This window comes from Paenibacillus sp. 2RAB27, from assembly GCF_052115445.1.
GTDB lineage: Bacteria > Bacillota > Bacilli > Paenibacillales > NBRC-103111 > Paenibacillus_E.
Window position 1 is genome coordinate 192,480 of record NZ_JBFRGR010000010.1, and the last position, 15,944, is coordinate 208,423.

At 46.1% G+C, this 15,944-nt stretch carries 12 protein-coding genes; 9 read left to right on the top strand and 3 right to left on the bottom strand.

Features of this window, described 5'->3' with window-relative positions; genetic code table 11:
* The first annotated feature begins 134 nt into the window (after positions 1-134).
* The 7 genes from AB4114_RS16565 (at position 135) to AB4114_RS16595 (ending at position 11,247) form a co-directional block, all read left to right on the top strand.
* Positions 135-2,447: an AraC family transcriptional regulator gene (locus AB4114_RS16565; protein WP_441989437.1), complete on the top strand. Its 2,313-nt coding sequence runs from the start codon at positions 135-137 to the stop codon at positions 2,445-2,447.
* Positions 2,448-2,649: 202 nt separating this feature from the next.
* The gene (locus tag AB4114_RS16570) at positions 2,650-3,642 is read left to right on the top strand and encodes an ABC transporter permease (RefSeq protein ID WP_441989438.1); all 993 of its coding nucleotides are present in this window, start codon (positions 2,650-2,652) and stop codon (positions 3,640-3,642) included.
* 1 nt (position 3,643) lies between these two features.
* A complete protein-coding gene (locus AB4114_RS16575) occupies positions 3,644-4,522 on the top strand; it encodes a carbohydrate ABC transporter permease (RefSeq protein WP_171632160.1) in 879 nt (292 codons plus the stop codon).
* Positions 4,523-4,621: 99 nt separating this feature from the next.
* A complete protein-coding gene (locus AB4114_RS16580; RefSeq protein ID WP_441989439.1) occupies positions 4,622-6,169 on the top strand; it encodes an extracellular solute-binding protein in 1,548 nt (515 codons plus the stop codon).
* A gap of 78 nt (positions 6,170-6,247) precedes the next feature.
* Entirely contained in the window at positions 6,248-8,578 is a 2,331-nt protein-coding gene (locus AB4114_RS16585) for a glycoside hydrolase family 95 protein (RefSeq protein ID WP_441989440.1), read from the top strand.
* A 13-nt stretch (positions 8,579-8,591) separates the two neighbouring features.
* Positions 8,592-9,773, top strand: coding sequence for a metallophosphoesterase family protein (locus AB4114_RS16590; protein WP_441989441.1), 1,182 nt, complete (start codon positions 8,592-8,594; stop codon positions 9,771-9,773).
* A gap of 40 nt (positions 9,774-9,813) precedes the next feature.
* Entirely contained in the window at positions 9,814-11,247 is a 1,434-nt protein-coding gene (locus tag AB4114_RS16595) for an alpha-L-fucosidase (protein ID WP_441989442.1), read from the top strand.
* Between the two features lie 64 nt (positions 11,248-11,311).
* Here the strand turns inward: AB4114_RS16595 and AB4114_RS16600 are convergent, their stop codons facing one another.
* Genes AB4114_RS16600 through AB4114_RS16610 form a run of 3 tightly spaced genes read right to left on the bottom strand, consistent with a single transcriptional unit; the run spans position 11,312 to position 13,978 of the window.
* Entirely contained in the window at positions 11,312-12,130 is an 819-nt protein-coding gene (locus AB4114_RS16600; RefSeq protein WP_441989443.1) for an alkaline phosphatase family protein, read from the bottom strand.
* Positions 12,131-12,146: 16 nt separating this feature from the next.
* The gene (locus tag AB4114_RS16605) at positions 12,147-13,010 is read right to left on the bottom strand and encodes an EamA family transporter (RefSeq protein WP_441989444.1); all 864 of its coding nucleotides are present in this window, start codon (positions 13,008-13,010) and stop codon (positions 12,147-12,149) included.
* Between the two features lie 26 nt (positions 13,011-13,036).
* Entirely contained in the window at positions 13,037-13,978 is a 942-nt protein-coding gene (locus AB4114_RS16610; RefSeq protein WP_441989445.1) for a metallophosphoesterase family protein, read from the bottom strand.
* A gap of 233 nt (positions 13,979-14,211) precedes the next feature.
* Between AB4114_RS16610 and AB4114_RS16615 the strand changes: the two genes are divergently transcribed.
* Complete coding sequence (locus AB4114_RS16615) at positions 14,212-14,982, top strand: DeoR/GlpR family DNA-binding transcription regulator (protein WP_441989446.1); 771 nt, start codon at positions 14,212-14,214, stop codon at positions 14,980-14,982.
* Positions 14,983-15,048: 66 nt separating this feature from the next.
* Positions 15,049-15,921 (top strand): helix-turn-helix domain-containing protein, encoded by an 873-nt coding sequence (locus AB4114_RS16620; protein WP_441989447.1) that lies wholly within the window; start codon positions 15,049-15,051, stop codon positions 15,919-15,921.
* Positions 15,922-15,944 lie beyond the last annotated feature (23 nt).

A 15,944-nucleotide genomic window follows, 5' to 3' on the forward strand; every position in this document is an offset into this window, starting at 1 on the left:
ATCAAACTCATTTGAACGGTTACAACCCGACTTTGTCTGCTAGACGAAGTCGGGTCATCTTTATTCTCAGAAGACTTGATTTTATAGGTATAACCGATTAAAATGCTCATTATTCCGTTAATGAGGTGATTGCCATGCGCAAAATACTTACGAATTTTTGGAAGCGTTTTTTTCACCGTAAAACGATTTTTCGCAATATGATCACCTTGTCATTGTTCGCTGCGATTATTCCCGTTCTCGTTGTTGGGATTGGGAGTTATTTATATTCAGCCTCCGCTGTACAAAGTGAAGTGAATCAATCGAATGTTCGGATTTTAAATAACGTATCCTCGACGATCGATTCGACGTTGGATCGGATTCAAAACAATGCGATTCAAATGCTGCTGGGTTATTTTTTTAGCTCGAATTTGACTGAACTGAAAAATACGAATTATGCGGGCTTCTATTCCCGCAGTTCTAGTGAATTATCTGCGCTGATGAATGGGAACAAAGAAGTTGGCGACGTTGCGATGTACGTGCCGGATGAAGGATATTTGATCTCACCTATTTATGGGGGGAGGCGAATTGAAGGTATAGCAGAGCGCGAGGCGCTGCTGAAAGAGCTTGCGACCAATGATCAGCTCAAATGGGTCAGTGGACCTTATTCTTCAATACCAGGATATAACGACAATGGTGTAACGTTAATTGCCAAAATGCCGCTGCTTGCTAAACAGCCTATCGGGCTCATGTTTATACGGATTAATGAAGAGCTGTTCCAAAATATTATGAAACGTTTTATTAGCTATAAAGGTGAACAAATGTTCATCTTGGACGACAAGGGAGCGCTTATTACCTCCATGGGTGGAAGTGAGGTTCCCCCAGGTTTATTTGATCGCGTTACTCAAAAGGGTTCCGAGCAGCGTTTCCAGTTCGCCTTTAATGGAATCGAATATATGGCGACCCCGATTACTTCTTCTTTTAACAAATGGCAATATATCAATATGGTTCCGATTGATCAATTGAATGCGAAATCAAATGGGATTAAATTAATCACACTGGTTATCGTTCTTATATGCTTGGTGTTGGGTGCGCTCATTACGCTGTGGGGTACACGTCGTGTCTATCGTCCCATTCAGAATCTTGTCGCCTATGTCAAAGACGGACAAACCGATGAAGTGGAAACCGATGAAGTGGGCTTCGTGCACAAACGATGGGCCGAGCTCAGCAGTACGGCTAATGACATGCAGCAACAACTTAGTGACCAGCTGCCGCTTATTCGTGAAATCTTTGCTTTGCAGCTCTTGCAAGGGCGATTCCTCTATTATTCCGAGGATCAACTGGCCTCCATGCTTCGGAGGTATAACGTGCCTGCAGATAAGGAAAGCATCGTGATCGTAATTGCCTTCGATTTGCAGTCAGAAGGAAAGGTTCGTTTCCAAGAAAATGACCGTGAGTTAATTGTTTTTGCTGTGAAAAATATAGCGAGTGAACTTATACAATCCCATGGGATGGAGGGCATAGGCATCAATCTGCTGAATGATCAGGTTGCTGTTTGGCTGTATAGGGATCCGCTGCAAGCGGAAGACGATGAGTCCGACATCAAACAATTTGCCGAGCGATTGCGGTTGCTTGTATCTGACTATTTGCATCTGCAGGTTACGATTGGGCTTAGTGGAAAAAGCGAGCAAATTAGCGAGTTGCCTGAACTATACGAAGAGGCGCTGCTTGCGGTTCGTTCTCGTATTATTGTTGGCGGCAATCAAGTCATAGCTCATACGAGTGGTAAAAGTCATTCCGACATGCATTATCGGTATCCGTTGGAAATCGAAACTCATTTCGAGAATTCCTTGCAGCTTGGCGATCGTGATGAAGCGGTCAGGATGATGGATGAGTTTGCAAAATCGATGGGCGCTGCGATTCAGAAGCCTGAGCTCATTCAAATGTCGTATTATCGACTGCTAACTGCTGCGATTCGTACGGCCTACATGCTCGGATTGGATACAGCGCAATTATTTGGCGAGTCGAATGAAGATCCGTATCTTCATATCCGCAATATCAGTACGACCTACGAACTGAATGCCTGGTTTAAAGAGCAATTGGTCGAGCCCATTGTTGCTTATGTGCATGGCAAGCAGCATCAGGAGCATGAGCAGCTGATTGCGAAAGTGGTTCGGTATATGGAGGAGAACTATCATTTTGATTTGTCGTTGGATCAATGTGCGCAAATTTGTGGATTAAGTCCGCAATATTTAAGCAAGCTGTTCAAAAAGAAAAAGGATCTCTCCTTTATTGAATATTTGACCAAGGTAAGGATTGAGAAGTCCATTGAGTTGCTTCGTACGACGGATTTATCGGTGTCAGATGTGGCTGAGCGAGTTGGGTATCAGATGAAGAACTTTATCCGGGTATTTAAAAAGCAAATGGGTGTGACGCCAGGTCAATTCCGTGGATCAGACGAGGAAAATTAGAATGCCCAAAAATCGTTATATGGATTCATTATGAAGCAAAAAATGAGGAAAATAGGAAGAGAACCCCCGTAGTTACGGGGTTTCTCTTTTTTTGTCTTTTGAGAAAAACGTGAATAAGAATTGGTCATTGTCCCTATGACTTACGATCAGGTACGATCGTTTCAAGCAAAACAACGAGATGCCAACGTAATAATGAGAGGTGATGACATTGTCACATAGTCAGGTGGAACAGTTTCAGAAAGCGATCCCGAGTGGACTAGAAGAAAGAAAGACATCTAAGAAATCAGGAGTACACGAGTGGCAAGTCGCGCTAAAGCGTGACAAATATCTATATGTATTGGCAGCGCCAGGATTACTATTTTTCCTCATATTCAAGTATGTACCGTTATGGGGATTATTGCTTGCTTTTCAAAATTACTCTCCTTATTTAGGTTTTTGGGATAGCGAATGGGTTGGATTGAAATATTTTCATGAGTTTTTCACGAATCCCGATTTTATGCTGTTGTTTCGAAATACGATGGCGATCTCACTTCTGAATATCGTGTTTTTCTTCCCCATTCCCATTGTGGTTTCCTTATTGCTGAATGAGGTGAAGAGTTTACCCTTTAAGAAATTCGTACAAACGGTCATCTATTTACCTCACTTTTTATCATGGGTGATCATCGTCGGCATTTGTTTCCTGATTCTGGGCCAAAGCAGCGGGGTCATTAATCAATTAATCGTCGAGTTCGGCGGGCATAAGATTGAATTCCTATCGGAGCCTAATTATTTCTGGGCCATGCTCACAGCTCAAAGTATCTGGAAGGAAGCGGGTTGGGGGACGATCATCTTCCTGGCTGCCCTTGCAGGGATTAACTCAGAGCTCTATGAAGCAGCGCAAATTGATGGTGCGACAAGATGGCAGCAGATGAGGAATGTTACGATTCCCGGCATCAAAAGCACGATTATTGTTTTGTTAATCTTACGTTTAGGCCAAGTCATGGATGTAGGCTTTGAACAAATATTCCTTATGGCAAGCGGACCCGTATCGCAGGTGGCTGACGTATTTGATACGTATGCCTACCGCGTTGGTATTCAACAAGGTCGGTTCAGCTATGCCACGGTTGCTGGATTATTCAAATCGGTTGTAGGACTCATACTGGTTGTTTCAGCAAACCGTGTAGCCAAGAAGTTCGGGGAGGAGGGACTTTACTAATATGGATAATCAGATGGGTTCTAAGATATTTAATGTCCTAAACTATACGGTATTAACGATTATTGGACTTGTTACACTACTGCCATTCATTTATGTTGTAATCATTTCATTTACTGATCCTACGGAGTACTTGACGAAGTCGCTGGTCCTGATACCTGAGAAATGGAGCTTATCTGCTTACGAGTACATTTTCTCCACGAACGCATTCGTTCATGCGATGGGGATAAGCGGAATACTCGCTGTGTTCGGTACCTTACTAAGCTTAATTGTTACAAGTGCGCTAGCCTATGTGCTTTCCCGTAAACGCTTGAAAGGGAAGAAGTTCTTCCTTGTTGCGATCCTCATGACGATGTTGTTCAATCCGGGCATGATTCCGAACTACTTGCTCGTAGATAGTCTTGGTTTAATGGACTCCATTTGGGCACTGATCTTGCCGGCATTGACTAGCGCATGGTACGTCTTCCTGATGAAAAATTTTTATCAAGAGATACCAGACGAACTGGAGGAAGCTGCCAAAATGGATGGATGCTCGGATATCGGCGTATTCTTTCGCATTATGCTGCCAATCTCCGTCTCAGCCCTTGCCGCTTTCGGGTTATTCTACGCTGTAGCGTATTGGAACACGTACTTTAGTGGCGTACTTTACATCAATAGCGACAGCTTGCGTCCGTTGCAGGTACTCCTTCAAATGTTGCTCATTTCTGCATCGCAAATGGCCGATCCTTCGATGGCTGCTATGTTGGAAAGTGAACGTACCGTGCCGCCACAAGTGATCAAGATGGCTGCCGTTGTAATCTCCTCCTTACCGATTGTCATGGTGTATCCGTTCTTACAGAAATATTTTGTTAAGGGTATGATGGTTGGTTCCGTGAAAGGGTGAGAGAACTGTACGGAGAGGGGTGATACAGGCAGGGAAGTATTGGACATGCAGGTTGATATTTCGAATTGTATAATAAGCATATAAACGGGAGGTCTTTACATGAAACCAATGGTTAAAAAATTGGCAGTACTCTTAACAGCAACAGGGCTAGTCGCTTCCTTAGCGGCTTGTGGTAAAGCGAATGAATCTGGGCCAGCAAGTTCTTCAGCAGCGAGTACAACTGCAGCATCAGCTAAACCTGCGGCACCGGCGGATATTTCCATCACGACACTTGCTTTCGCTGCTGCACCTACAGGTGAGTTGGAAGCAGTAAAAAAGCTGAATGAGAAGCTAAACGTCAACCTAAAGTTAAATTGGATTCCAGCAGCCCAAATTTCAGAAAAATTGAATGCACTTCTTGCTTCCCGCGATTTGCCTGATGTTCTATTCGTAGAAGATTTTAACTTAACGCCTGCCTTCTTGAATGCGATTGATCAAGGCGCTTTCTGGGATCTAGGTCCTTATATTAAAAACTATCCAAACTTAGCTAAGTATCCAGAAAACGTATATAAGAATGCTTCTTTGAAAGGTAAATTGTACTCCCTTCCACGTGTAAGACCGTTGGATGGCCACGAGTCCATGCTAATCCGTAAAGATTGGTTGGATAAGCTAGGCTTACAACAACCGAAAACGATGGATGAGCTGGCTACAGTTCTCGAAGCCTTCGCACAGAAAGATCCAGACGGCAATGGCAAACCAGATACTTATGGTGCAGTCATTCCAGGATCACCTGGACCTGCTAGTTATCTGCTCTCCATGTTTGGCACGGGCACGAAGTGGAAAGAAGAGAACGGCAGTCTAATCCCGTATTGGTATACACCACAAGCCAAAGAAGCACTAGCTTTCTGGAACAAATCATTTAAAGCAGGCGGTATTCTTCCTGATTTCCCTGTTCTCAAGGCAGCACAAATTAAAGATATGCTCGTTCAGGGCAAAGCAGGTGTAGCATTTGCCAACGTGATTGATGCCTATAAATATAACTTGGAATTGCAAAAGGTAAATCCGCAAGCGAACCTTATTGCTGTGGAATTACCAAAAGCACCAGATGGCAAAGCATATTATGAGCAAGCAAGTGGTTATTATGGACAATTCCTGATCAATAAGAAATCGGTTGATGAGGCGAAGCTGAAGAAAATCCTAGAAGTCTATGATTATACAGCTTCGGTTGAAGGTTATAATCTTGCTACTTACGGCATCCAAGATGTTGACTATAAAGTGAAGCCTGACGGGAGCGTTGAGCAAACCGAAGAAGGCAAGAAAAAAGGATATTCCGGTGATACGACAGGCCAATGGGTAACCGGTTACTTTGATAAATATTCGAGAGCCAAAATCTCAGGTATTCCGACAGATGTTTACGAAGCCAATAAAAAAGTGGTTGATGCGATTTCCTCTATCACAGATCCGACTTACGGCTTAATGAAGTCAGCGCCATTTAAGGAAAAGGGAGCAGACTGGGATAAAAAGCTGAACGATATGATGGTTAATGTGGTTTTTGGAAAAAATACGCTTGAGGATTGGGATAAACTGGTAAAACAGTTCAAAGATGATCCAAGCTTCCAACAGCATCTCAAAGAAACGAACGAGTTCTACAAAGAAAAATCTAAATAAGTCTGATGAAATGAAAGGACCCGATCGTGCCTGTTGATGGCGTGGTCGGGTTTCTTTTCAAAAAGAAGGGTGATCCTTATGAGTCGGCAACAGCTGAAGTTATGGTATCGGAGACCTGCAGAGAACTGGGTAAACGCTCTTCCAGTAGGGAATGGCAAGCTTGGGGCTATGATATTCGGCAGAGTGGAGCAAGAACGGATTCAGATCAATGAAGACTCCCTCTGGTATGGCGGACCCAAGAAGAGGGAGCAACCTGACGCCCATAAACATCTAGAGGAAATTCGCAGGCTTATGTTCGAGGGTAAGCCGCAGGATGCCGAGTATTTGGCACGTATGGCGATGACACCAGGGCCCAAATACTTTGCACCCTATCAAACACTAGGTGATATAAACCTTTATTTTCGACAATCAAATGGGGAAACCACCAACTATAGGCGTGAATTGGATTTGTCTACGGGGATTGCTAAAACTTCGTACACCTTGGACGGGACGACGTATCACAGGGAGATCTTCGTAAGTGCCATTGATCAGGTGCTTGTTATTCGTTTAAGCTCGGATCGACCTGGAGCAATCAGCTTCTCAACGAATTTGAGCCGACGTCCATTTGAAGGCACGTCAGGTAAAGAAGGTGCGGAAAGCATCGTTATGCAAGGGCAATGCGGGCCAGATGGCGTTCAGTATACAACGGTATTGAAGGCTGTAGCAGAAGGTGGGAACGTGCAGATTATTGGCGATTTCGTCTCTGTGGAAGCGGTAGATAGTGTTACTTTGTATGTGGCAGCTGCAACGACGTTTCGACATCCCGAACCGCTTGTCGTGTGTCAATCTCGTATAGCAGCAAGTGTTGCCAAAGGATTTGAGGCGGTTCGAGAGGACCATGTGAAGGATCACCGTTCGTTGTTTGAACGTGTCCAACTTGAGATCGAGGATTCCAATGAAGCTGAAGTGGAAGCTTTGCCAACGGATGAAAGATTAGTCAGAGTCCAGGAGGGCCAAGCGGATCACGGACTCATTTCGTTATTCTTTCAATATGGCCGCTACTTACTTATGGGCAGCTCAAGACGAGGCTCGCTGCCTGCCAATTTGCAAGGCATATGGAATGAGAGTCACACACCGCCTTGGGAAAGTGACTTTCACTTGAACATTAATTTGCAAATGAACTACTGGCCGGCTGAAGTGTGCAATTTGGCTGAATGTCATGAGCCAGTATTCGATCTGATGGATCGACTAATGGAGAACGGGCGAAAGACGGCTAGGGAGATTTACGGTGCCAGAGGCTTTGTGGCGCACCACACCACGAATCTGTGGGCGGAGACTGACATATGCGGCATTTATGTGCCTGCTATTTTCTGGCCGATGGGCGGGGCATGGATGTCCTTGCATTTGTGGGAGCACTATCGTTTTGGTGGAGATAGGGATTTTCTAGGTGCAAGAGCGTACCCGATAATGAAGGAAGCAGCGCTGTTTTTCCTTGATTTTCTCATCGAGGATGAACAAGGTCGTCTAGTCACGGTTCCTTCTCTTTCGCCGGAAAATACGTATCGATTGCCGAATGGCAATGAAGGCGTTCTAAGTATTGGACCGTCGATGGATTCGCAAATTATTCATGCCCTTTTGGCAGCTTGTATAGAGGCAGGGACGGTTCTAGATACGGATAAGGAATTTCTAGAGGAACTAGAACAAGTAAGGAATCGATTACCAGAACCCGCAATTGGCAAACATGGCCAATTGATGGAATGGGCGGTCGATTATGAGGAAGTGGAGCTCGGTCACCGCCACATCTCACATTTGTTTGCCCTGCATCCAGGTGAGCAGATTACCGTACATCATACACCGGATTTAGCCGAGGCTGCTCGACGGACGCTAGAGAGGCGGCTTGCACACGGAGGCGGTCATACAGGGTGGAGCCGCGCATGGATCATCAACTTCTGGGCGAGATTGCATGATGGCGAGAGGGCCTACATCAATTTGATGGAGCTGCTTAGTCATTCTGTGCATACGAGTCTGCTTGGTGACCATCCCCCTTTCCAAATAGATGGCAACTTTGGCGGTACAGCGGCTATCGCAGAAATGCTCCTGCAATCGCACAGGGATGAAATCTTGCTTCTGCCAGCCTTGCCGAAGGCATGGCGTCATGGTCGAGTTAGCGGCTTGCGCGCGCGGGGCGGCTTCGAGGTTGAGATCCAGTGGCAAGATGGCCAGCTGAAAGAAGCCGTGCTGCATGCCACACAGGATGGCTTGTGTACAATCCGCAGCGAATCCCCCCTTGTGATCAATAGGGAGGAAGGGGATGTGCTGGTGGTGAACTCTATAGATGGTTCGGTTTATTGCTTTACGGCAGAGGCAGGAATAAGGTATTCGGTTCAATGCGCTAATATAGACTATTCAATTCCTTCTACATCGAAATAAGGAGAGGAAAGAAATGGTGAAGAAACCAAGCCTCAAGTTCGTCGTCTTAACAGATACCCATATTAAAGCGAATTTAGAGGGGACTGAAGCCCAGAATTTTGATCGGGCGCTCAAGGATATTATGGCAACTTCCCCCGATTGTCAGGGGATCATGCATGTCGGTGATATCACGGACAATGGGGAGCGAGCGGAATTTGAGATCGTGGAGCAGATTTGGAAAGCTAATATGGAGGGGCTGCCGCCAATCCATTTTACTTACGGCAATCATGATGTGCGTTGGAAAGATCTTGATAGGCAGATGTCGTTATTTAAAGATCATACGGGGATTCACCATGCTTACTATGACTTGTGGTTGGAAGGGTATCATTTTATATTCCTTGGCACTGAAATTGGCTTGAAAGACTGCGCTTATTTATCAGAGACCCAGCTCAAGTGGTTAGATCAAAAGTTGTCCGAACATGAAGTGACAGAGAAGCCGGCATTTATTTTTGTTCATGAGCCCCTATTGAATACGGTTGCAGGGTCCCAAAGTGAGTTCGGATGGAATGGGATCAGGCAGGATGCAGAATTAAAGATGACACTAGCCAAACACCCGCAATCCATTGTCTTTACCGGTCACACGCACTGGGAGCTGGGCGCAAAAGAGACGATGTATAACAAGAAGTATGCAACCCTGTTTAATGCAGCTTCTGTAGCCTATTTATGGACGGATGATGACGTCTTGAAAGAGGGCTCACAGGGTTTTTTCGTTGAAGTCTACGAGGATAAAGTCATAGTAAAAGGAAGAGATTTTTCATCAAAATCGTGGGTTACTGATGCGGAATATACGGTACAACTGCCAGTGACGATTCCTGTGGTGGATCTGACGGTAGATCCGGATTGTACTCTTCGTAATCCTGCAATGAATATGAACAAGTCTGTCTTTCAGCCAAATGAACCAATTGAGGTTACTTATGTAGGTTCGCTAAGAGAAGATGCCTTCGGCATTTATCGAAGAGGAGCTAAACCGAGTGAGACAGAACGGATTAGTCCTATTGTCCACGTACAGACCAAAACGTTCGGCCAGCCAGATGGAAAGTTGATTTTCAGTGATCTGGATCTTCCAGTTGGAAGTTACGATATGATTTATTTGGGTGAAACGCTGAATACAGAACTCACTCGTTTGCCTTTCGATGTAGTGGTAGAAGCAAAATAAGCAGAAGAAGATCATATTATGTGTGAGGAGCAATATAGAGATGCCAGTATCCATAGAAGAAGCAGTAAAGGTAGTTCCCACGTCACGCCAATTGGCTTGGCAAGAGATGGAATTCTATGCTTTTATACATTTCGGTATGAATACATTTACGGGGAGGCAATGGGGGGATGGAAACGAGGATCCAGAATTGTTTCACCCTACGGCATATGATCCTGCACAATGGGTCGAGGCATGCCGATCAGCAGGAATGACAGGCATCATCTTGACCTGTAAGCATCATGATGGATTTTGCCTCTGGCCAAGCGCCTATACAGACCATTCAGTGAAATCCAGCTTATGGCAGGATGGGCAAGGCGATGTTGTCCGTGATGTAGCCGAAGCTTGTCGTGTGCAAGGATTGAAATTTGGTGTATATGTCTCGCCTTGGGATCGTCATGAGCCTAGTTATGGGGACTCACCCGTTTATAATGCTTATTTTCAAAATCAATTGCGAGAGCTTCTTACGCAGTATGGTGAGATCTTTTGCGTGTGGTTTGATGGTGCTTGCGGCGAGGGCAGCAATGGGAAAGTGCAGGTGTATGACTGGGAGGCTGCTTACCAAATCATTCGAGAGTTGCAGCCGAATGCTGTCATCAACATCTGTGGCCCTGATGTTCGCTGGTGCGGCAACGAAGCCGGACATACGCGCGAATCCGAATGGAGCGTAGTACCTGCGTATTTGAAAGATACAGAGAAAATACACGCAGATTCCCAACAGACAGATGACCCTGCATTCGCACAACGGATCAACACGGAGGTTGAGGATTTGGGAAGTCGGGCTATTTTGGCACAGGTAGATAACGTCATCTGGTATCCATCTGAAGTCGATGTATCGATCCGACCACAATGGTTCTACGATCCAACGGAAGATGATAAAGTCAAAACCGTAGAGGAATTGATTGATCTATATGAAAGCACGGTGGGTGGCAACAGTGCGCTGCTACTCAATATTCCACCTGATCAGCGCGGGCTGATACATGAGACTGATGCCAGGCATCTGCGTGAGTTGGGGCAATGGCTTCGCGGTACATATACAACAAATCGGGCTGTAGGGGCGAAGGTGAGGGCGTCTCAGACCGGGGATAGTGATGTTGATATGGAGGCTCATCCTGTCACAGATGGACGTTCTGATACGTATTGGTGCCCTCCAGATGGGGGCGAGCATGCCGAACTGGAGATTGATCTTGGCGAGGAAGTATCATTTGATCGTATTGAGTTGAAGGAGTATATCCAATTAGGACAAAGGATCGAACATTTTCATCTGGCTTATAAGGACGGAGAAGAATGGAAGCCATTATATGAAGGTACAGTGGTTGGATATAAGAAAATATGCCGAGTAGAGCGGACTATTGCGAGATATTTACGTCTTGAGATTACGGAATCACGTGTGCATCCGACGGTAAGTCACTTCGGTGTATATGACTCGGGAGCGTGAATCGCTGCACCAAAAAGGAGTTAGGCCGCATGTAGCTGCTTAACTCCTTTAATTATTAATGGCTTTAAAGAGCGTGGAACAATCCCTGAGGCAACGTGCCTTCCCAGGACGCGGGGACATCCAGTCCGAGTGCATGTATGACAACGGTTGCTGTGTCGGCAATGGTGACATTGTCGAGTCGGGTGCCAGGGGCAATGCCAGGACCCGTGCAGCCCCAGAAGATGGTTTTGTCCATCGGATGATCACTGCCGTGATTGAACGTGCTCTCACCGCCGCCACCGTGATCGGTGACCGCAATGATGAGACTATCGCTCATGAGTCCAGCCGACTCTAGGGCATTCAAAATGACGCCAGTGTGACGGTCTGACTCTTCGATAACGCGAAGTTGTTCCGGCATATTGTACCCATACTTATGACCCGCTGCGTCAGGTAGGTCCAGTTGCACATAGAGCAGCTTGAAATCTGGGTTTTCATGGATGTAGGCAGCTATAGCTTGGACTAGCTCATCATCAGGCATTGACATTTTATGGACGCCGATCGAAGACTCAATAATCCCATCATTAATGGGCTTCCAGGCGCTGTAAGCTGCTAGTTTAGCAAGTGGGAATGCTTCTCTAGCAACGCGGAAAATAGACGGATAGGGTGAATCGTCAGGGAAGGCTTCTACTTCTGCTTTCGTGTTCGTAAGTCCATGTTTCACAGGATTAACGCCGTGAAGCAGTGTTCCCCAACACTCGGCACTGATCGTTGGCGATGCGGTTTGTGCTTCGAGCGTAGAGGCGCCTGAATCGAACAAACGATCCAAATTCGGGGTATGTGCATCACGGACAAAGTTGCCGGCGCCATCCCAACCAATAATAATGACACGATTACAGGTGCTCATGAATGTTCCTCCCTCTTCAGCCCCAAAAGCTGATCATAAGAATGCCAATTAAGATAAGAATAGAGCAAAGAATGCGTAAAGTTCCCTGTTTTTCTTTGAGGATAACGATGCCTAGCAGGGTTGCGAACACGGTCCCAATCTCGCGGAGCGGGGAGATTTGGGCAACAGGTGCGTATTTCATGGCGAAGAGAAATAATAAATATGATACTGGATTGAGAATTGCGCCTAGAGCAATCATTTTGAAGTTTACTTTCCACTCTCTGCGCAGTTGTTTGGAAACAATGACAAGCGGTGTGAGCCCTGCAACGAATCCGATATTCGTTACTTCTAATAAGGCGATAGGTGAGATATGTGCGAGATTCAGCTTATCGACAAGTACGTAGCAAGTCGTGCACAAACCTACACTTAGCGCCATTAGGAAGGGCTTAATTGATTTGACAGACGTCTGGCCAGTAGAACGCGCACTTGTGAAGATACCGCTGAGTGAAAGGAAGCCAATCACCATGCAAAGCAGTCCCGTCCATCCGAGGGGCGATAAGGATTCGCGTAGAAATAGGACACCGACAATTGGGATAAATAAGGTGTTGGTACCTCTCATAATCGGATAGATCTGCGAGAGATCGCCCATATAGTAGGTGCGTGAGAGCAAGAGGGCATAAACAGCTTGTAAAGCGGCAGATAGTAAAAGTAGTCCGTATGCAGATAAGGTTAAGGAAGTAAGCCATAATTCTCTGATTAAGTAAGGAAGTAGGATTACGGTCGTGACCATGATGATGGACCATAGGAAAACGCCTTTGTTCAGGCTGCTTTTGGTAAACATACTCCAGATGGCGTGTGCAAGTCCTGAAGTAATAACGAGTACAATCGACGCAGTCAACAAGTGATCAGCTCCAAACGAAAGTGAGGTTACAGCGTTGGTGAGTGTTCGGGTTGATCACGGATGACGGTGCCGTCAGCGAGTCGCAGCCACGTTTCAAATGCACGTTCACCTTCACGGAGGCGAATCATTCTAGCACCGCGATGAAAGCCATCTTTGCCATATGTATTGTAGCCAGTTGCTCTGCCATAACAGAGACGAATCCCGTGAAGCTCTCCCCAGTAATCATTGATGTGGTCATGTCCACAGAAGGTTCCAACGACATTGCCCATTTCAACCATAGCGGCGAACAATCCCGAATTAACGTGAGCACAGCAGACATTTTCGTGTTTGTTCCCATAGCAGGTCGCACGCTCCCATACGTGCTGGTACTCGGGAAGCGGGATATGAAAAAAAGCGAGTGCAGGCAGCTCAGGCTGCTCGTTACGGGACTGTTCGGTATACCAGCCGATTTGATCATGGTGAATCCAGTCATAGCCTGGAATCTGAGCGACTGTAGAGCGACTTCCTGAATCGAAAAAGTATAAGCTCGCTGCAGGCTGTCCGTCACGGCCACTGAGGGGAAGGCGGTAGTTGCCAACGCCGCTAAGCTCGGCAGGACCAGCTTGAGTCATTGAACAGGGATACGTGAGAAGGCTGTTCATGAGCTCTTGTCTTGTGATGAGGGTTTCGGTGTCGTGATTACCGAATACCACAGCCCACGGAATTTGGCGAGCTTCGGCAGCTTGCACGGCGTCGCGGAAAGCTTTAAGAGGTTCTTCACAGTGGTGTTTACCTTCCGCAACAGGGCCTGTGTAAATGATATCTCCGGTAAAAACAACAAGATCAGGCTGCTCTGCATCCAGTATTTCCTCCATCAAACGGAGGGTTTGTTGATCTTCCTTGCTGCCATCGATCCAGTGTAAATCTGTAAATTGCGTAATCGTAAATGTGGAATCTTCACGAAAAGTCAGCTGTTGCTGCTTGAGCATGAGCATAGCCCCCAATTTGAAATTTGGTTGTGGAATCATGTTGATTCAATTAATAATGTTGTTGTTTGTTGACAATTGTAAACTGGTTGAGCAAAGCTGTCAACGAGCAATTTTCGGTTGAGGAGGGGGATCGAGTTCCCCCTGATTGACACACCTAGCACGAACCCCTAAACTAATGAAAACAACATAAAACAACATCATAGTTTAGATATCGGTCATGTTAGGAGGCCATTATGTCATTAACTTATGAAGATCGCAGGTTGACGATTCTTCATCATCTGGAAATGGAAGGAAAAGTACAGGTGCATCACCTGTCTGAGCTTCTTACCGTTTCGACGGAAACGGTGCGTCGGGATTTGGACCGCTTGGAAAAGGAAGGCAAACTGCGCAAAGTGTATGGCGGCGCCGTCAGAATGCGCATCGAGATGGTCGAGCCTCCCTTTTTAAATCGTGTACAAATGATGAAACCAGAGAAAGCAGCTATCGGGAGATTAGCTGCGTCCCTCGTTCAGGATGGGGAAACGATCATGCTGGATAATGGGACAACCACGATTGAAATTGTCCCCTTTTTGCACGACAAGACGAATGTGACGTTAATTACGAACTCCATCCCGATTCTCAACCTGGCCATGGAAACGTTCCGCGGACGTATTATTTTTGCTGGGGGAGAAGTCAGTCAAGAGTGTCGGGCTGTGACAGGCTCGCTGACTGATCAACTGCTCGATCAATTTAAAGTAAACAAAACGTTTATTTCAGCTAGCGGCATCTCATTAACGGATGGAATTACTGATTTTCATTTGGATGAAGCGGTGATCTCGCGCAAAATGATGCAAAGAGCGGAAGAGTGCATCCTGATCGCAGATCATAGCAAATTCGGCCTGTCTACGTTTGCCAGAGTCGCGAAGCTGGAGGAAATCTCGATGGTGATCACCGACGCCGGCTGCCCACAGGAGTGGGTCGATACGATTGAGGGGCTTGGTATTGAGGTACGGATAAGTGAGTAATGGTTTATAGTATCTTCTACAATAGAAGCATGATCTCAACTTACCCACTGAAGGAGCTAACATATCATGTCTGCCGATTCGATTTTAACCCAAGAGCTGCAGCCTCATATTCGCTATGCGGACTTCCTGCACTATCATCCATGGAAGACACCTCCACGAATCATCACTGATTATATGCTTCTTTATGTCCAGGAAGGCTCATTCCGGTTATCGATCGAAGGGGAGACGCATCAGCTTATGGCAGGTCAGTTCTGTTTCATTCAGCCCGGCATCGTTCACCAGATGGAATCGAATTCGCCTTCCATCACGTTCATGGCGCTGCATATGGAGTTGTTTCATTTCTCGGTTGAAAATCGTTTAGAGATGATTGTACCAGTGGATCACGGATATAACCCTGATTTGATTACTGTACAGCCCAATTTAGGGGTGTTTGTAGATATCACTATTCCTTTCGTATTAAAACTATCCAGACCGGATTGGATGCTGAACGCTATGCAGCAAGCCATCACGCACTGGAATCGTAAAAACGCTCTAGATCATTTGCAAGCGCAAGTATACGTGACGGAAATTGTCCTTGAATTAATAAGAGAATACACCACACGGCCCATGTCCGAGCTCAATCGTTCGACAGCGTTGCACTGGGTGCCTGCCTATATGCAGTACCGGTTGTCGGAACCGATAAGTGTGGAGGAAATGGCCCAAAAGGCGCTCATGTCCCGTTCGTATTTCTCTATGCATTTCCGCAACCAGTTCGGACTTGGCCCTCATCAATTCTTGCTCAAGCTGCGGCTGGACAATGCGACTGATCTACTGCGAAGCACCGTCTTATCGCTTCAGGACATAGCGGACAGCTGCGGATTTTCGAGTGTCCATCATTTTTCCAAAATGTATAAACTGCGGTTCGGATACCCTCCAAGTCAAATCAGAAAGCAATCGTGAAAAAGACGTTTTGATATAAATAC

Coding starts and splice junctions, on each gene's coding strand:
- AB4114_RS16590 (WP_441989441.1), top strand. CDS start 8,592: ATGGTGAAGAAACCAAGCCTCAAGTTCGTCGTCTTAACAGATACCCAT.
- AB4114_RS16585 (WP_441989440.1), top strand. CDS start 6,248: ATGAGTCGGCAACAGCTGAAGTTATGGTATCGGAGACCTGCAGAGAAC.
- AB4114_RS16565 (WP_441989437.1), top strand. CDS start 135: ATGCGCAAAATACTTACGAATTTTTGGAAGCGTTTTTTTCACCGTAAA.
- AB4114_RS16610 (WP_441989445.1), bottom strand. CDS start 13,978: ATGCTCAAGCAGCAACAGCTGACTTTTCGTGAAGATTCCACATTTACG.
- AB4114_RS16595 (WP_441989442.1), top strand. CDS start 9,814: ATGCCAGTATCCATAGAAGAAGCAGTAAAGGTAGTTCCCACGTCACGC.
- AB4114_RS16580 (WP_441989439.1), top strand. CDS start 4,622: ATGAAACCAATGGTTAAAAAATTGGCAGTACTCTTAACAGCAACAGGG.
- AB4114_RS16575 (WP_171632160.1), top strand. CDS start 3,644: ATGGATAATCAGATGGGTTCTAAGATATTTAATGTCCTAAACTATACG.
- AB4114_RS16615 (WP_441989446.1), top strand. CDS start 14,212: ATGTCATTAACTTATGAAGATCGCAGGTTGACGATTCTTCATCATCTG.
- AB4114_RS16600 (WP_441989443.1), bottom strand. CDS start 12,130: ATGAGCACCTGTAATCGTGTCATTATTATTGGTTGGGATGGCGCCGGC.
- AB4114_RS16570 (WP_441989438.1), top strand. CDS start 2,650: ATGACATTGTCACATAGTCAGGTGGAACAGTTTCAGAAAGCGATCCCG.
- AB4114_RS16620 (WP_441989447.1), top strand. CDS start 15,049: ATGTCTGCCGATTCGATTTTAACCCAAGAGCTGCAGCCTCATATTCGC.